This window comes from Halomonas sp. (genome assembly GCF_041689495.1).
GTDB lineage: Bacteria > Pseudomonadota > Gammaproteobacteria > Pseudomonadales > Halomonadaceae > Halomonas.
Window position 1 is genome coordinate 1 of record NZ_JBDNGD010000188.1, and the last position, 1,422, is coordinate 1,422.

At 63.2% G+C, this 1,422-nt stretch carries 1 protein-coding gene; it reads left to right on the forward strand.

Features of this window, described 5'->3' with window-relative positions; translation table 11 throughout:
* Positions 1 to 216 precede the first annotated feature (216 nt).
* Positions 217 to 1,422, forward strand: a 1,206-nt coding sequence (locus ACESMD_RS06530) for an Eco57I restriction-modification methylase domain-containing protein (protein ID WP_372611455.1), incomplete at its 3' end; no start/stop codon positions are given.

Genomic DNA, 1,422 nt, shown 5'->3' on the forward strand with positions numbered 1-1,422 from the left:
GCCGGACGAGAACGCGGAGCAAACACAGAACCGCGGGACGAACCTGATGCACGAGGCGATGGAACTCAACCAGCGGACGATGGAGATCAGCAGGGAGCAGTAACCCGAGGCGACGAGGCGGCACACGAGCCGCGCGAAAAGGCCGCCGAGGCCGCTCCCACGCCCAAGGGAACCACCACCCAGCCGGCCACGCCAAGCAGCGACCGTCCGGCCCGCATGTTCACCATCACCGGTGAGCTGGGAACTGGCGGCCCCAAGGCCAAGTTCAAGGCCAACCTGGCCGCCATCCAGACACTCAAGACGCTTCAGGAGGAAGGGCGCCAGGCGACCCTGACAGAGCAAGAGACGCTCGCCCAATACGTCGGGTGGGGTGGATTGCCCCAGGCGTTCGAGGGTGATGGTGGAAAGGTGTCAAAGGGCTGGGATAAGGAAGTCGCCCAGATCAAGGAGGCGATGACGGACGAGGAATACGCCGCCGCGCGACGCAGCACCCAGGACGCCCACTACACCAGCGTCGATATCGTGAACTCCATGTGGGACGGCCTGCGGATCATGGGCTTCAAGGGAGGAAAGGTGCTGGAGCCTTCCGTCGGCACCGGGAACTTCCTTGGACTGATGCCCGGGACCATGCGCAGCAAGAGCGAGATCACCGCCGTCGAGCTGGACCCGATCACTGGCGGGATTGCCGCGCAACTCTACCCGGCAGCCAACGTGCAGTACCCGGTGGGCTTCCAGGACTTCGCCATGCCAGACGGCTACTTCGATGCGGCCATTGGCAACCCGCCGTTCGGCAACCAAAAGCTGTATGACGGCAAGCGGAAGAACATCAGCAAGTTCAGCATCCACAACTATTTCTTCGCCAAGAGCCTGGAGGGGCTCAAGGAGAATGGCGTGCTGGCCATGGTGGTGTCGAGTCGTCTTCTGGACAGCGGTCGCAGTCAGGCGCGTGACTTCATTGCCGAACGGGCCGAGTTCCTGGCGGCCATTCGCCTGCCCAACAACGCCTTCCTGAAGAACGCCGGCACCGAAGTCACCACTGACCTGATCTTCCTCCGCAAGCTGCGCGAGGGCGAGACCAGCATCGATGGTGAGACATGGGGAGGTGTCGAGACCGTCACCGACGCCAAGGGCATCGAAGTACCGCTGAACGAATACTTCGTTCGTCACCCCGAAATGATGCTGGGCGAGTGGGGCGCCTATGGCTCCATGTACGGGCCGAACGAGCCGGCACTGGTAGCGAGGGAGGGGCAAGACACCAACGCCCTACTGGCTGAGGCTATCGCCAGCCTGCCGCGCAATATCATGGACAGCGCAGCCGCTGCCCCCGTAGAAGCAACCTATGACCGGGCCACCAGCGTCGAGAACGTCAAGGTCGGCTCCATGTTCCGCGACGGCAGCGACATAAAGATGCGTGGCGAGGAC